The sequence below is a fragment of the Streptomyces sp. NPDC058239 genome (assembly GCF_042882185.1).
Taxonomy (GTDB): domain Bacteria; phylum Actinomycetota; class Actinomycetes; order Streptomycetales; family Streptomycetaceae; genus Streptomyces.
Genome location: NZ_JBHVWS010000003.1, coordinates 1 through 14,195, shown reverse-complemented (window position 1 = coordinate 14,195; position 14,195 = coordinate 1). Strand labels below are relative to the sequence as shown.

Genomic DNA, 14,195 nt, shown 5'->3' with positions numbered 1-14,195 from the left:
GGCGAGCGGCATCATCGCAGCGATCCCCCGCTCTCCGCTCCGGTCACGACGGGCAGCCCCGAAGGCAGCCCCCACTCGCTCCAGGACCCGTCGTACACGGCCAGCTCGCGGTACCCCGCCAGCTCGGCCCCCAGCGTCAGCACGCAGGCGGTGACGCCCGATCCGCAGCTGAAGAACAGCCGCTCCCGCTCCCCGGCGAGGGCGGCGAACACGGCGCGCAGCTCCTTTGCCGGGCGCATCCGGCCGTCGCGCTGGATCTCGCCGAAGGGCAGATTGACCGCCCCCGGCATATGGCCGGCGCGCAGCCCCGGTCGTGGCTCGGCGACCGCGCCGGAGAACCGCTCCCTGGAGCGGGCGTCGAAGACGGCCGCGGCGGGGTCGGCCAGGGCCGCCACCACCTCGTCGCTGCCGACGACCAGCCCCACGCGCGGCCGAGCCGTGAAGTCGCCGCGCGCCACGGCAGGCGCGGGCCCGGCGTTCTCCAGCGGCAGTCCGGCGTCGGTCCAGGCAGGCAGGCCACCGTCGAGTACCGCGGCCCGGTCGAAGCCCATCGCTCGCAGCATCCACCAGGCACGCGCGCTGGAGTAGATGCCCGCAGCGTCGTAGACGACGACGGTGTCGGTGTCGTCGACGCCGAGGGAGCGCAGCTCCTCGGTGAATCTGTCGGCGTCGGGCAGCGTGTGGGGCAGTGGTCCGGAGTGGTCGGACAGTGCCCCGTCGATGTCGAAGGGCCGCGCTCCCGGAATCCGCTGCTCGGAGCCCCGGTGCGCGCCCACCGAGGCATCGAGGACCACCGGCCCGTGCTCGCCCAGCCGCGCCGCGAGCCAGTCGGCCCCGACCAGCGGGCCGGGAAGGGGGCCCACAAGGCCTATCCGGCCCGAGTACGCCGAAATATCGTCGCCCACGTCTGCTCCAGGTCCAGGTCCGGGTATGGGGGCCACTCGGCCCGAACCGCGCGGCGGTCACAAGATCGCAGCGGCTCTCGGCCCATGTCAACAGCGGTTCCATGCCCCCCGGGCATGGCGAAAGTGGCTGATCAATGATGCTGCCCCCGGTCGGCGGACTCCCCCGACGGCTCCCCGACGACGCCTCCGGCGCCCGGGGCCGGTACCTTCCTGAATCAGGGCGACTGCCCGCCCGACCCGAGTGGAAACGCGAGGCCAGAGCCAGTGGAGACCCAAGGCGGAATCACCGTGCAGCGAGCCCTTGAGCTGCCGGGGCTGCGCAGCGGGCTCCCGGAGGTGGTGGCCGGCGCGGACCGGCTGAACCGTACGGTGCGCTGGGTGCACGCGGGCGAGGTCCCGAACATCGCTTCGCTGCTCAAGGGCGGTGAGCTGCTGCTCACCACCGGTCTGGGGCTCGGCACCCGCCCCGCCGAGCAGCGCGCCTTCGTCCGCAGGCTCGCCGACCGCCAGATCGCCGCCCTGGTGGTGGAGCTCGGACCGCGCTTCAGCAGGCTGCCGGCATCGATCGTGGACGCCGCCCGCGCGGCCGGTCTGCCGCTGGTGCAGCTGCACCGCGAGGTGCCGTTCGTGACGGTGACCGAGGAGATCCACACCGAGATCGTCAACGGTCACTACGCGCTGCTGCGGCAGGCCGAGGACGTGCACCGGCGGTGTACGGAGGCGCTGCTCGGCGGCGGAGGGGTGCCCCAGGTGCTGGGCATCCTGGCGGACTTCACGGCCAACCCGGTCTTCCTGGAGACGGCGGACGGCCAGCTGCTGTACGCGGCGGGCCCCGGGTCCGGCCCGGTGTCCGCCGATCCGCTCCAGGTGTGGGACGGGATGCGCGGCGACCGGGCGGCCCGTGAGACGCCCCCCACCGGTTCGGTGCTGGTGGATGTGCCGGGCGGCGGCCCCGGAACGGGTTCGGTACGGGCCAGGCTGGTGCTGCTGGCCGTGGCCGGCCCGCTGGTGACGGTGCACCGGATGGCGGCGGAGCGGGCGGCCGGCATCCTCGCCGTCGTGCTGATGCAGGCCCGCCAGGAGGAGGAGCTCGCCGCGCGCGGCCGGGGCGACTTCCTGACGGATCTCGCCGAGGGCCGGATCACTCCGGAGGACGCGCCGGCGCAAGCCCGCGTACTGGGCTTCAAACCGGGTGAGATGCCGCTGCTGCCGGTGGTCATGCGGCTGGCCCCGGAGCTGTCCGTGTCGGGGAACTGGGCACTGCTGGCGCGGGCGGTGCTGGAGGAGCTCTCGTCGGTGGGTGTGCCGGTGCTGCTCGGTGTGCGGCCCGTGGAGGGCCGGGTTCCGGTGCTGCTGGGGCTGCGGTCCGAGACGGAGCGCACGGCGGTCGCGGACCGGGTCGCGGTGGCGCTGCGGGCGGGTGTGGAGCGGGCCGGTCTGGAGCGTGCAGGATCGTATCCGCCGGTCGTGGTGGTGGGCGTGGCGGGCGGCTGGGCGGCGGCCGGTGCGGGGCTGCGGCACGCCGCGGAGACGGCGACGGCCGCCCACGGTCTCAGCGACCGGCCCTGGTACGACGCCCGGCGTCTGGACATCGATCTGCTGCTGTGGCGGCTGCGGGACCATCCGGATCTGGCGGCGTTCGTGGACCGGGCGATCGGTCCACTGCGCGATCACGACCGCACCTCTCGCCCTCCGCTGCTGCCGACGCTGGAGACATATCTGGCCCACGCGGGACGCAAGGCGGAGACGGCACGCGAACTGCATCTGAACCGCCAGACGCTGTACAACCGGCTGGCCCGCATCGGCGAACTGCTCGGAACCGACCTGGACGACCCCCAGGCGGTCCTGGCGCTGAGCCTGGCCCTCCGGGCCCGCCGCCACACTTCGTAGCTCCGGACCCGTCCGACGAGCAACCGCTCACCGCGTCCGCGCCACCGCCAACGGCTTCGTCAACTCGTCATAGATGCTGAGAACTTGAGCGATCGTGTCGTCCTCCGTCGGCCAACTCGCGGCCTGCGCACGCCCCGCGGCCACCAGCTCCGCGCGCCGCTCCGGATCGCCGAGCAGCCTGACCACCGCCCGCGCGAGCGCCTCCGCATTCCCGTACGGTACGAGCTCCGCCCCGTCCCCCACGAGTTCGGGCACCCCTCCGACCGCGGTGGCGACCAGCGGAACGCCGAGCCGCAGCGCCTCCTGGGCCAGCACCGAGCGCGCCTCCCACCGGCTGGACAGCACGGCCAGATCGGCGGCGGCGAGAAGTTCTGCGATGTCGTCGCGGCTGCCGATGAGCCGGACGGGCAGCTCCTCGTTCCTGATCCGGCGCTGCAGAGCGGCCCGCTCCCGCCCCTCCCCCACGATGATCAGCAGCGGCACGGGGTCGAGTTCGCGCCATACCCGTGCGGCATCGAGCAGCATGTCGTACCCGTGATGCGGTACGAGACTCCCGTACGACACGATCAACGACCGTTCCACCACACCGAGTTCGGCCCTCGCCTTGCCTTCGTGGACATCGGCGGGAACGCGCGGTACGGGGGCGGAGACCGGCGAGAGCCGGGCATCGCGCGCTCCTCGGCGCCGCGCCCGGTCGACCAGGTCCGATGTCGTACCGAGCACAACTGCCGCCGCACGGGCGGCTCTTCGCTCCATCAGATGAAGCAGCCGGCTGCGGGCTCCCTCGGCGTGGGCGCGAGCGTGCCAGGTGACGACCAGCGGGATACGGCGGCCGCCGAGCGCAAGAGCGGCGCGTACGGCGGCGTGCAGACCGTGCGCGTGGACCACGTCCGCCGTCAGGCAGGCGGTACGCAGCGCGGCGACGGCGGCGGGATCACTGCGCCGCGGTACGGGGGCGAACCGGGCACCCGTACCGGAGAAGTCGTAGGCGTGGTCCAGTTCGGCAGGGGCACAGACGGTGACGTGCACGCCTCTCGCCACCAGCCCTGCGGCCAGCGAGCTGACGTGGGCGCTGCTGCCCGCGCTGCCGCCGCCCAGGACTTGGACCGTACGCAGCTGTGACACGTTGAATGGCTCCCGGGGCTCCCGAGTGGGCGGTGATGGCAACGCCAAGGATGCCAGTCCGTACGCACGTTCCGGCACAGTCGAGCCACTGTCCCGCCGCATACAACAGCAACCGGCCGTGACGCACCACTCGCACGGGTGAGGAGGCGGCGCGATGTTGCCGCCTCCGTGGACCCTGTCAGCGGTTCGACAGTATTCGGGCGAGCCGGCTGATCCGGTCCCCGTACACCGTCGCCGCGACAAGCCCCGCCGCGTGGGCGACGAGCCCGGCCCGGCCGCGGCCCGCGACGATGGCGACACCGAGTGCGGCGCCCAGCGCGTGGGCCCCGGTGTCCCCGATCATGGTGCGCTCACCCAGGTCGTCTGCGACGAGGGCTGCCACGGCCCCCATGGGCGCGGCGGCGAGTGCGCCCGGCAGGCCCGGGGCCCCGAGGGCGAGCACGGTGGCGGCGGCCACGGCGGGCCGCACATCCGCCAGATTGACGAGGTGCGCACTTCCGGCGATCACGACGCCGGCGAGGACCCGGTCGACGGGCCGCTCCTTGAGCAGCGCACCGGCCGCGAGCCCGGCGGCCCCGATCCCGAAGAGCTTCACCGCGCCACTGGTCACCTCGCCGTCCCGCAGCGCACCCAGGTGGGCACGGAACCCGCGGCGCGGATCGTCCGCACCGACGAGGTCGTCGTAGGCACCGCAGCCGCCGGCCGCGAGAACGGCGAGCACGGCGGCGCACCGGGTACGCGCAGGCAGTGGGAGAACGGCGGTTCCGGCTGCGGCGCCGAGGGCGACGGCCGGTCCCGCGTACAGATCGACGGTACGGCCCGCGTAGTTGGTTCGCTGCCAGCGCCTGCGCGGCCGGGCCCGCAGCGCCCGGTACGCACCCCCCGCGACGGCGGCCGCGACGGCACCGGACACTGCGGCTTTGCTGAACGTTGCTCCCATGCGGGCCAGGCTACGCAGCGGCCCGCCCGGACCGTCCGGCGGGCCGCTGCGTCCGCAGATCTCCGGGCGGACCCGAATGACAAGCCCGCCCGGAGACCGGGCACGAACACACGCCCGGCGGCCGCGAAGCCCCCGCTACCCGTCCGCCCGCGCCGCGGCCAGCAGCTCCTGCGCATGGGCCCGGGCCGTCTGCGAGTCCTCCTGTCCCGCGAGCATCCGGGACAGCTCCCGCACCCGGTCCTCGCCCTCCAGGACCGTGACCCCGCTGCTGGTCACCGACCCGTCGACCGTCTTCTCGACCAGCAACTGCCGGTCCGCGAAGGCCGCCACCTGCGGCAGGTGCGTGACGACGACGACCTGCGCGGACCTGGCGAGCTTCGCCAGCCGCCGCCCGACCTCGACGGCCGCCTTGCCGCCGACGCCCGCGTCGACCTCGTCGAAGAGGTACGTGGGTACGGGATCGGAGCCGGCGAACACCACCTCGACGGCGAGCATCACCCGGGACAGCTCGCCGCCCGACGCACCCTTGGCGATCGGCCGAGGCTGGGCGCCGGGGTGCGGGGCCAGCAGAAGCTCGACCTCGTCGGCGCCGGACGGCCCGTAGACCACGCTCCGGCCGCCGATCTCGATGCCGGATGCCTCGTCCGCCGCCTCGGTCTGCCGGATGTCGAAGCAGACCCGGGCGTGCGGCATGGCGAGGGATGCCAGCTCCGCGGTCACCGCCTCGGCGAAGCGCTCCGCCGCCCCTGTACGCGCATCGGTCAACGCCTGCCCGAGGTCCGAGAGTTCGGCGCGCAGCGCGTCGCGCTCCGCCGTCAGCTCGCCGATGCGGTCGTCGTCGCCCTCCAGCTCGGTGAGCCGGGTGGCCCCTTCCTCGGCCCAGGCGAGAACGGTGGTGATGTCCTCGCCGTACTTACGGGTGAGTCCGGTGAGCGCGGCTCGCCGCTCCTCCACCGCGGCGAGCCGCAGCGGATCGGCGTCCAGCTGGTCGGCGTACCCGGCCAGTTCGCCCGCCACATCGGCGAGCAGGATCGAGATCTCGCCAATCCGGTCGGCGAGCGCGGCCAGCGCCGGATCGTGGGCCCGTACGGCGTCCAGGGACCGTCCGGCGGCCGCGACCACGGTCGTCGCGTCGACGCCCTCCGGGTCCTCCGGGTTGCCCGCGAGCGCGGTGTGTGCGAGGGCCGCCGCGGAGGCGAGCGCTTCGGCATGACCGAGCCGCTCGGCCTCGGCGGCCAGGTCGCCGTCCTCACCCGCGAGTGGTTCGACCGCAGCGATCTCGCCCAGCCCGAAGCGCAGCAGATCCGCTTCCTGGGCGCGTTCGCGGGCGCGCGTCGTCAGCTCGTCGAGCTCCGTGACGACGGCCCGCAGCCGCCGGTAGGCCGCCGCGTACTTGGCGTGCGGCACGGCGACACCGTCGCCCGCGTACCGGTCGAGGGCCTGCCGCTGCCGCGCGGGCTTGAGCAGCCCCTGCTGGTCGGTCTGGCCGTGCACGGCGACGAGTTCGTCGGCGAGTTCGGCGAGCACCCCCACCGGCACGGACCTGCCGCCGAGATGCGCCCGGGAGCGCCCCTCCGCGGAGACCGTACGGCTGATCAACAGGGCGCCGTCGTCGAATTCGGCCCCGGCCTCCTCGGCCCGCAGGGCCACGGCGTCGCCTTCGGACACCGTGATCCGCCCCTCGACGACCGCGGCCTTGGCCCCGATCCGTACCAGGGCAGGGTCGGCACGCCCACCGAGCAACAGCCCCAGGCTGGTGACGACCATGGTCTTGCCCGCGCCGGTCTCACCCGTCACCGCGGTGAAACCGGGCGACAGCTCGACCACCGCGTCGTCGATGACTCCGAGCGACCGTATCCGCATCTCCTCCAACACGGACATGACCTTACGAGGTCCGGGCCCCGATGTGCGACGGGCCCCGCCCCCCGGCGTTCACTCTCCCGTGTGCTCCTGAAGCATTCGCACCGCCTCCGGGGGAATGTCCGCCGGTCAGTGCGGCGCGCCCCGCCACCCCGAGACGGGCAGTGCGAACTTCGCCACCAGCCGGTCCGTGAACGAGGCGTGGTGCAGCCGCGCGAGCCGCACGGGCACCGCACCGCGCCGCACCTCGACCCGCGCCCCCGCGGGCAGCTCCACGGTCCTGCGCCCGTCGCACCACAGCACTCCGTGCGGGGTGTGCTGCTGGACCTCGACGGCGAGCACCGAGGTCGGCGAGGTCACCAGTGGCTTGGCGAACAGTGCATGGGCGCTGATCGGCACCATCAGCAGCGCCTCGACCTCGGGCCAGACGACGGGTCCGCCCGCCGAGAAGGCGTAGGCGGTCGATCCGGTCGGGGTCGCGCAGACGATCCCGTCGCAGCCGAACCCGGTCACCGGCCGGCCGTCGATCTCCAGGACCACCTCCAGCATCCGCTCGGGCGACACCTTCTGCACGGCCGCTTCGTTCAGCGCCCAGTCGGTGTGGACGATGTCGCCGTTGCTGTGCACGACGACGTCGAGCGTCATCCGTTCCTCGACCTGGTACGCCCGGGTGACGACCCGGTCGACGACCTTGTCCAGGTCGTCCCGCTCGGCCTCGGCGAGGAAGCCGACCCGGCCCAGGTTGACGCCGAGCATCGGCACGCCTGAGGCGCGGGAGAGTTCGGCGCCGCGCAGCAGCGTCCCGTCCCCGCCGAGCACGATCAGCAGCTCACAGCCGTCCACGGCCTTGGGCGTGGTGTCTGTGACCGTCTCGACGGACGGCGGCAGCGGGAGATCGGCCGCCTCGGTGGCCAGCACCCGTACGCCGAGGCCGCTGCGCAACAGTCCCTGTACGACCAGCTCGGCGCTGCGGATCGCGGCCGGGCGGCCGGTGTGTGCCAAAAGAAAGACAGTTCGTGCCGCATTCGTCGTCAACGAGGCCCCTCCGCCACTGCACGGTCGACATCTGCGGGATCCAGCTCAGGTGCTCCGGCCCGCAGCCACAGAAAGTACTCGACATTTCCCGAGGGCCCCGGCAGTGGACTCGCCGTCACCCCTTGTACTCCGAGACCCAGCGCCCAGGCCCGGCGCGCCACTTCCCGTACCGCTTCGGCCCGCAGCTCGGGGCTGCGCACCACGCCACCGCTGCCGAGCCGCTCCTTGCCGACCTCGAACTGCGGCTTGACCATGAGGACCAGGTCCGCGTCCGGGGCGGCGCAGCGCGCCAGAGCGGGCAGGACCAGCCCCAGCGGGATGAACGACAGATCGCCGACGACCAGGTCCACCGGCTTCCCGTCGATGGCTTCCAGCGTCAATTCCCGTACGTTGGTACGGTCCTTGACGGTGACGCGCTCATCGGACTGGAGCGACCAGGCGAGCTGCCCGTAGCCGACGTCGACGGCGACGACATGACCGGCGCCGGCCCGCAGCAGTACGTCGGTGAAGCCACCGGTCGACGCCCCGGCGTCCAGCGCCCGCCGCCCCTCGATCTTCAGCCCGAGAGGTACGAAGGCGGCGAGGGCGCCGGCGAGCTTGTGCCCGCCGCGCGAGACGTACTCGGGGTCGCTGTCGTCCTTGATCACGACGACAGCGGCGCTGGTCTCGACCTGGGTGGCGGGTTTGGTCGCGGTGTTTCCGCCGACGGTCACCCGCCCTGCGGCGATCAGTTGGCTCGCATGCTCGCGCGAGCGGGCGAGCTTACGGCGTACCAGCTCGGCGTCGAGGCGGCGACGGGCCACTCCTGCCACGTTCGGTTCAGCTCCTGTTGTTGTACGAGGGCATCGGTGCGGGTGCCGGTGCGGGTGCGGGCCTGGCGTCCAGCGCGGTCAGCGCATCGCGCAGCCCACGGTGTACATCCTCGTACACCTCGATGTGTCCGTCCGCCGGGAGGTGGTCCGCATCGGCGAGACGCTCCAGCCGTGCGTCGACCTCGGCATTGCCGGTGGGGGTGCGTACGACGCCGAGGGACGCGGGTACGGCGGGGTCGACAGGGGTTGCGGCGGCCGGGGCCGCGCCCTCGGCGGACGGATCTTCCGCAACGGCCACGGGTGTCACTCCGGACGCTGTTCCGGCTGCCGTCCCGGACCCCGGCATCGAGTCGCTCATACGGGAAACGCTACCGCGAAGGGCTGCGGTACCGTCGGTCACGATGGCGACCATGGCGGAGTGCCGCAGCGCACTCGACAAACTTTCCGACAACCTCGCGAGGGCCGACGGCGACGTGCGCAGCGCGGCTGCCCTCGACCGCTCGCTGAGCTGCCACATCAAGGACCTCGACGTCACCTTCACCGGCCGGCTGGCCAATGGCCGGATCCATGTCCTGGACACGGCCGACGGCCCGCCCGGGGAGAAGGCCGAGATCCGGCTCGCGATGACCGGCGACGACCTGGTGGCCATGGTAAACGGCGAAATGAACTTCGCCAGGGCATGGGGCGCGGGCCGGGTCCGCCTGGAGGCCGGCTTCCGCGACCTGCTGAGACTCAGGTCGCTGCTGTAGCCGCAGGGCGGATCCGCTTTCCCGGCCGGTCCCGCCACTGGGGGCAGGCCCCGTTCGGTCAGCCCCCTGCCGACGCCCCGGCAGCCGCCCTGCCCTGCACGCCCACCGCGCCGCTCCGCGGCTTGCGCGCGGCCGGCACCACCAACGGCGTCCCGGTCTCCGGATCGTCGATGACCTGGCAGCGCAGCCCGAAGACCCGCTCCACCAGCTCCGCGGTGACGACCTCGCCGGGTGTCCCCTCGGCAATCACCTCGCCTTCCCGCATCGCTATGAGGTGCGTGGCGTACCGCGCGGCGTGATTCAGATCGTGCAGGACGGCCACCAGGGTGCGCCCCTGCGTCTCGTGCAGCTCCGCACAGAGGTCGAGAACATCGATCTGGTGCTGGATGTCGAGATATGTCGTCGGCTCGTCGAGCAGCAGCAGCGGCGTCTGCTGGGCGAGCGCCATGGCGATCCAGACACGCTGCCGCTGCCCGCCGGACAATTCATCGACATAGCGATCGGCAAGCGCGTCGACTCCGGTAGCCGCCATCGATTCCTCGACAATGCGTTCGTCGTCCGGCGACCACTGGCGCAACAGCCCCTGATGCGGATACCGGCCGCGCCCGACCAGGTCGGCGACGGTGATGCCGTCCGGCGCGATGGAGGACTGCGGCAGCAGCCCGAGCGTCTTGGCGACCTTCTTGGCCGGCATGCCGTGGATCGCCTGCCCGTCCAGGAGCACCCGCCCGCTGTTCGGCTTCAGCATCCGCGAGAGCGCGCGCAACAGGGTCGACTTGCCACAGGCGTTGGGGCCGACGATCACCGTGAACGAGTTGTCGGGGATCTCGACCGAGAGATTCTCCGCGATGACCCGCTGGTCGTAGCCGAGGGTCACCGAGTCCGCGGTGAGGCGCTGCATGGTCGTACTCCCGGAGTCGGAGGTGATCGGGTGCGCGGGGTCGTCCCTCGCCGCAAGCGGGGGCCGGGGCCGCGCCCGGTCGCCCGGCGGGTCGGCCATCCGGACGGCGGCACACCCGAACAGAACAAAGTTAGGTTAGCCTACCCTCCTTTTGGCGCGAATCACCGGGAGCCGCCCTTCACAGCCCCAGCCTGGCGACCGCCTTCCCCGCGTCCAGCCCGCACGAGCCGTCTCCGGCGTACGACCACGCCGCCCCGCAGAGCGCCCGCAGTCCGTCGAGCACGTCCCCGTCCCCTTCGAGCACCAGGTCGCCACCGCGCACCGACGCCGTCCAGCCACCGCAGCCGAACCCGTCGCCCGCCCGCACCACCTCGGGCTGCCCGGTCAGCAGCCCCCGCAGATCCGCGTCCACATACGTCGGCCGGTGCTTCGGCTCGGCGGCCACCAACTGCGCCGCGTCCGTCACCCCGGTGAGCACCAGCAGCGAGTCCACACCGCCGTTGAACGCACCCTCGATGTCCGTGTCCAGCCGGTCCCCGACCACCAGCGGGCGCTCGGCCCCGGTCCGCAGCACCGTCTCCCGGTGCATCGGAGGCAACGGTTTCCCGGCGACCTGCGGCTCGGCCCCGGTCGCGATCCGTACGACCTCCACCGCCGCACCGTTCCCCGGCGCGATCCCCCGGGCACTCGGAATCGTCAGATCCGTGTTGGACGCGAACCACGGCACGCCCCGCGCAATCGCGTACGCGGCCTCGGCGAACCGCCCCCACGTCATGTCGGGCCCGCCATACCCCTGCGCCACCGCAACCGGTTCGTCGTCCGCCGATTCCACCGGCACCAGACCGCGCTCCCGCAGCGCGACGCGCAGCCCCTCGCCGCCCACCACCAGCACCCGCGCCCCGGCCGGCAGCTGATCGGCCATCAGCCTGGCCACCGCCTGCGCCGAGGTGATCACATCGGCGGGCTCGGCGGGAACCCCGAGTCCGGTCAGATGCTCGGCCACCGCGGCCGGGGTCCGCAGGGCATTGTTCGTCACATACGCCAGGTGCATCCCGCCGTCCCGCGCCGCTCCGAGCGACTCGACGGCGTGGACGATCGCATGACCGCCCGCGTACACCACCCCGTCGAGATCGAGCAGCGCCGTGTCGTACGCCTCGTTCAACGCGGTGCTGCTGCCGCTCGGCCTGGTCCTGCTCACCTGACTCATTCTTTGCGCTCCTCATTCCATGCTTCTGTCCCGATCATCGCGCATCCCGGCCGCACACATACGATGCAGAAATGAACACATCAGGTCCGGCCGGGCAGGGACTGCGTCTGATTCCGTTCCGTGGACTGCGATACGTCCCCGAGCGGGTCGGCAGTCTTGCCGCGGTGACCTCACCGCCGTACGACGTCGTCGTGCGCCCCGACGGACTGCACCACCTGGAGTCGGCGGACCCGCACAACATCGTCCGGCTGATCCTGCCGCAGGCCGACACGGCCGCGGCCCGCCACACGCAGGCTGCCGAGACCCTGAACCGCTGGCTGGCCGAGGGCATACTCGCTCCCGATCCCGAGCCCGCGCTGTACGTCTACGAGCAGAGCAACGCCGAGATCCTGCAACGCGGCATCGTCGGCGCGCTGGCGCTCTCCTCCCCCGCCGACGGCATCGTGCTGCCGCACGAGGACGTGATGGCCCATGTCGTCGAGGACCGGGCCAACCTGATGCGCACCACCGCGGCCCATCTCGAACCGCTGCTGCTCACCTACCGCAGCGAAGGCCACCCGACCGGCGCGAGCGCCGTCATCGAACGGACCATCCACCGGCCGCCACTCCTCTCCACCACCACCGAGGACGGATACAGCCACCGGCTCTGGGCAGTCACCCACCCGGCCGACCGGGCCGAGATCGAGGCCGATCTCGCCCACCACCAGGCCCTGATCGCCGACGGCCACCACCGCTGGGCCACCTACCTCCGCCTCCAGCAGGAGCACACAACTCCCGGCCCCTGGGACTTCGGCCTGGTCCTCCTCGTCGACACGGCCCGCTACCCGCTCCGGGTCCGCGCCATCCACCGGCTGCTGCACCGCTTCCCGGTAGCCGACGCACTCGCCGCACTGAACGGCCGCTTCCGCATCCGCGACATGGAGGGCCCGCTCCCCCGGGCCCTGGACGCACTCGCCGAGGCGGCCGCCGAAGGCAACGCATTCCTGCTCGCGGGCGACGGCGGCTTCCACCTCATCGACCGTCCCGACGCCGGCCTGCTGTCCCGTACGATTCCGGCCGACCGTCCGACCGCCTGGCAGACCCTCGACGCGACGGTCCTGCACGCGGCTCTGCTCGACCACATCTGGCAAATCCCCGACGCCCCGGAGCACATCGCGTACATACACGACACCGCGGCCGTCGTCGAACAGGCCGAACGTCACAATGCCACGGCGGTCCTGATGCATCCGGTACGTGAGGAAGTCGTCCGGGATCTCGCCCGACAGGGCGTCACCATGCCCCGCAAGTCGACTTCCTTCGGCCCCAAGCCGGCCACCGGCCTGGTCCTGCGAAGCCTCGCCCTCGGCTGACCCCCCCACAGCAACAAAAAAGGGCGCCACCCCTTCCGGGGTGCCGCCCTTTCTCATGCCTTACGACTCGGACGTACCGTCCTCGTCCTTGTCCTTGCCCTCGCTCTTGTCGTCATCCGCGGCGGCGGACGGCGCCTGAGCGGCGTCGTCCTCGCTCTCGTCCTCACCGAGGGCATCGACGAACTCGACACCGTCCAGCTCGGCGAGCCGGTCCGAGGCGTCGGTGGCGCCGTCCTTGTCGGCCTCCAGCGCCTTCCCGAACCACTCACGCGCCTCGTCCTCGCGCCCCGCCGCCAGCAGCGCGTCCGCGTACGCATAACGCAGCCGCGGAGTCCACGGGTGCACGGCGTTCGAGGCGAGCTCGGAGCTCTGCAGCGTGACGATGGCGGCATCGATCTGCCCCATGTCCCTGCGGGCCCCGGCAGCCACCAGGCGCATCTCGACCTGACCGGCCTTGTCCAGCTTCTGCACCTCGGGCTCGCCGGCCATGGCCATCGCCCGCTCGGGCCGCCCGAGTCCGCGCTCGCAGTCGGCCATGACGGGCCACAGCTCCACGGAACCGGTCATCCGCTTGGCCGCCCGGAACTCCGCCAGCGCCTCCGAGTACTTCTGCGTCGCGTACGCGGCGAACCCGGCCGCCTCACGCACCGCAGCAACCCGCGAGGCCAGCCGCAACGCGATCCGCGAGTACGCGTACGCCTGCTCGGGGTCCTCGTCGATCAGCCGGGCCACCATCACAAGGTTCCTGGCTACATCCTCGGCCAGGGTCTTCGGCAGGCTCATCAGCTCCTGCCGCACGTCCTTGTCGATCTCGTCACCGGTGACGTCGTCAGGAATCGGAAGCCGCTTGATGGGCTCACGGTCCCGGTCGTCACGCCTGTCGTACCCACCACGGTCGTCGCGCCCGCCGTAACCACCCCGGCCACCGCGGTCGTCCCGCTGCCCGCGGTAACCACCGCCGCGGTTGTCGTCCCGACGGAAACCGCCGCCGGAGCCACCACCGCGATTGTCGTCGCGCCGGTAGCCGCCACCACGGCTGTCGTCGTCACGACGGGGGCCACGCGGCCGGTCGTCACGCCGCTCGAACCCACCCGCAGGACGCCCACCCCGATCGTCATCACGCCGCGGACCACGGTCGTCATCCCGACGCGGACCACGGTCACGATCCCGGTCGTCACGCCGGAACCCACCACCGGAACCACCCCGGCTGTCATCACGACGGAACCCACCCGGACGGTCATCCCGCCGATCGTCCCGACGGAAACCGCCGCCGGAGCCACCACCGCGATTGTCGTCGCGCCGGTAGCCGCCACCACGGCTGTCGTCGTCACGACGGGGGCCACGCGGCCGGTCGTCACGCCGCTCGAACCCACCCGCAGGACGCCCACCCCGATCGTCATCACGCCGCGGACCACGGTCGTC

14 protein-coding genes are annotated in these 14,195 nt (G+C 72.5%); 3 read left to right on the top strand and 11 right to left on the bottom strand.

The features are described from left to right. Window positions 1-11 precede the first annotated feature (11 nt). Window positions 12-905 (bottom strand): sulfurtransferase, encoded by an 894-nt coding sequence (locus tag ACFVYE_RS05095; protein ID WP_383978560.1) that lies wholly within the window; start codon window positions 903-905, stop codon window positions 12-14. A gap of 264 nt (window positions 906-1,169) precedes the next feature. Here ACFVYE_RS05095 and ACFVYE_RS05090 point away from each other — a divergent pair, with 264 nt between their 5' ends. Next, a complete protein-coding gene (locus ACFVYE_RS05090; protein WP_383978564.1) occupies window positions 1,170-2,795 on the top strand; it encodes a PucR family transcriptional regulator in 1,626 nt (541 codons plus the stop codon). A gap of 27 nt (window positions 2,796-2,822) precedes the next feature. Here the strand turns inward: ACFVYE_RS05090 and ACFVYE_RS05085 are convergent, their stop codons facing one another. The 6 genes from ACFVYE_RS05085 to ACFVYE_RS05060 all read right to left on the bottom strand — a co-directional run bounded on the left by ACFVYE_RS05085 (window position 2,823) and on the right by ACFVYE_RS05060 (window position 8,925). Continuing rightward, complete coding sequence (locus tag ACFVYE_RS05085; protein ID WP_383978567.1) at window positions 2,823-3,920, bottom strand: glycosyltransferase family 4 protein; 1,098 nt, start codon at window positions 3,918-3,920, stop codon at window positions 2,823-2,825. A gap of 178 nt (window positions 3,921-4,098) precedes the next feature. Further along, window positions 4,099-4,860 (bottom strand): hypothetical protein, encoded by a 762-nt coding sequence (locus tag ACFVYE_RS05080; protein WP_389604158.1) that lies wholly within the window; start codon window positions 4,858-4,860, stop codon window positions 4,099-4,101. A gap of 135 nt (window positions 4,861-4,995) precedes the next feature. After that, window positions 4,996-6,741 carry a DNA repair protein RecN gene (gene recN / locus ACFVYE_RS05075; RefSeq protein ID WP_383977205.1) on the bottom strand — a complete coding sequence of 582 codons (1,746 nt, stop codon included), beginning with the start codon at window positions 6,739-6,741 and terminating at the stop codon, window positions 4,996-4,998. A gap of 108 nt (window positions 6,742-6,849) precedes the next feature. After that, window positions 6,850-7,755 (bottom strand): NAD kinase, encoded by a 906-nt coding sequence (locus ACFVYE_RS05070; RefSeq protein WP_383977202.1) that lies wholly within the window; start codon window positions 7,753-7,755, stop codon window positions 6,850-6,852. After that, window positions 7,752-8,567 carry a TlyA family RNA methyltransferase gene (locus tag ACFVYE_RS05065; protein ID WP_383977199.1) on the bottom strand — a complete coding sequence of 272 codons (816 nt, stop codon included), beginning with the start codon at window positions 8,565-8,567 and terminating at the stop codon, window positions 7,752-7,754. Before ACFVYE_RS05065 ends, ACFVYE_RS05070 begins: the two co-directional genes overlap by 4 nt. Before the next feature lie 7 nt (window positions 8,568-8,574). After that, entirely contained in the window at window positions 8,575-8,925 is a 351-nt protein-coding gene (locus ACFVYE_RS05060; RefSeq protein ID WP_389604155.1) for a hypothetical protein, read from the bottom strand. A gap of 43 nt (window positions 8,926-8,968) precedes the next feature. Here ACFVYE_RS05060 and ACFVYE_RS05055 point away from each other — a divergent pair, with 43 nt between their 5' ends. Beyond that, entirely contained in the window at window positions 8,969-9,316 is a 348-nt protein-coding gene (locus tag ACFVYE_RS05055; RefSeq protein ID WP_383977193.1) for an SCP2 sterol-binding domain-containing protein, read from the top strand. 58 nt (window positions 9,317-9,374) lie between these two features. Here the strand turns inward: ACFVYE_RS05055 and ACFVYE_RS05050 are convergent, their stop codons facing one another. Beyond that, window positions 9,375-10,217: an ABC transporter ATP-binding protein gene (locus tag ACFVYE_RS05050; RefSeq protein ID WP_383977208.1), complete on the bottom strand. Its 843-nt coding sequence runs from the start codon at window positions 10,215-10,217 to the stop codon at window positions 9,375-9,377. A 178-nt stretch (window positions 10,218-10,395) separates the two neighbouring features. Further along, the gene (locus ACFVYE_RS05045) at window positions 10,396-11,424 is read right to left on the bottom strand and encodes an HAD hydrolase-like protein (RefSeq protein ID WP_383977190.1); all 1,029 of its coding nucleotides are present in this window, start codon (window positions 11,422-11,424) and stop codon (window positions 10,396-10,398) included. A gap of 71 nt (window positions 11,425-11,495) precedes the next feature. Here ACFVYE_RS05045 and ACFVYE_RS05040 point away from each other — a divergent pair, with 71 nt between their 5' ends. Continuing rightward, the gene (locus ACFVYE_RS05040; protein WP_383977187.1) at window positions 11,496-12,773 is read left to right on the top strand and encodes a DUF1015 family protein; all 1,278 of its coding nucleotides are present in this window, start codon (window positions 11,496-11,498) and stop codon (window positions 12,771-12,773) included. A gap of 60 nt (window positions 12,774-12,833) precedes the next feature. On the opposite strand, the gene ACFVYE_RS05035 is transcribed toward ACFVYE_RS05040, so the two are convergent. Then, window positions 12,834-13,556: a tetratricopeptide repeat protein gene (locus ACFVYE_RS05035; RefSeq protein ID WP_383977184.1), complete on the bottom strand. Its 723-nt coding sequence runs from the start codon at window positions 13,554-13,556 to the stop codon at window positions 12,834-12,836. Then, window positions 13,556-14,176: a hypothetical protein gene (locus tag ACFVYE_RS05030; RefSeq protein ID WP_389604152.1), complete on the bottom strand. Its 621-nt coding sequence runs from the start codon at window positions 14,174-14,176 to the stop codon at window positions 13,556-13,558. Before ACFVYE_RS05030 ends, ACFVYE_RS05035 begins: the two co-directional genes overlap by 1 nt. Between the last annotated feature and the right edge of the window lie 19 nt (window positions 14,177-14,195).